The sequence below is a fragment of the Thermus tengchongensis genome (genome assembly GCF_021462405.1).
GTDB classification, from domain to species: Bacteria; Deinococcota; Deinococci; order Deinococcales; family Thermaceae; genus Thermus; species Thermus tengchongensis.
This window is the reverse complement of record NZ_JAKEDU010000015.1, coordinates 27,393-28,314: the sequence shown is the minus strand read 5'-3', so window position 1 is coordinate 28,314 and position 922 is coordinate 27,393. Positions and strand designations below refer to the sequence as shown.

1 protein-coding gene is annotated in these 922 nt (G+C 62.0%); it reads left to right on the top strand.

The features are described 5' to 3' along the window. Nucleotides 1-553: 553 nt before the first annotated feature. A complete protein-coding gene (locus L1087_RS13435; protein WP_386082956.1) occupies nt 554-709 on the top strand; it encodes a transposase in 156 nt (51 codons plus the stop codon). Nucleotides 710-922 lie beyond the last annotated feature (213 nt).

Genomic DNA, 922 nt, shown 5'->3' with positions numbered 1-922 from the left:
GAGCAGAGCGGTTCTACAAGGAGATCGGGGTTCTGAAGTAGACCGGGAGAGCCCGCTCAAAAAGGGCTATGTCGTCAACAGAAGGGAGTCCACACATTCATTACCTCCTTGGGGAAAGATCCCCACCCGAGGGCATATAGGGATAGCATGCAGAGCGTAGCGCTTTCCTCTGCGGTGTCCGAGAGGACTTGGGGATTCGGAAGTCCCGTTCTCCTCCAGGGTTTGAAGCCAGTTTTTGGGGGTCCGCATAGCACCAAAGAGTGATCCCTGACCGGTTTCCTCCGCCGATAGGAAAACCATGCGGCTCCCGTCCTGCCGCTGACCCTCCTCGGGCCCTTGGGCCTCACGCTCTGGCTACAAGGCTGCCCCATACCCCGCCCCCCGGCCTTCTGAGAGGCTGTCGTAAAAGTCTTGTATCCTTGAAGGGTGCAGAGGACACGCCCATCCCACCCCAGCGACCTCAGCGATGAGGAATGGGCCATCCTTGAGCCCCTGATCCCCGCTCCCAAGCCCGGGGGTTGCCCCGTCAAGGTAGCTCGCCGAGAAATCGTCTTTGGGGCCCCCACCCCAAAGGAACCGCAACGCTATCCTGTACGTTCTGGAAAACGGCATCAAGTGGCGCGCCATGGCCCATGACCTACCCCACGGGTCCACGGCCTACCCCTACTTCCGCAAGGGGCAGAAAGGTCAGCCGGAGGTTAGCTTGTAAGGGTTTGGGAGAGGGCAGCTCAGGCCCTGGTCCGGCGGGACCGGGAAAGAGAAAGGCGGTATGCCTCTCCCAGCGCCCTGGTGGTGGAGGGCCAATCGGTGAAGACCACGGAAAAGGGGGGCCCCGAGGGGACGACGGAGCCAAGAGGGTGAAGGGGCGGGTCAGCCGAAGGCTAGCTTGCAACGCCAGGTGGTGGTGGATACCGGGGGGAGG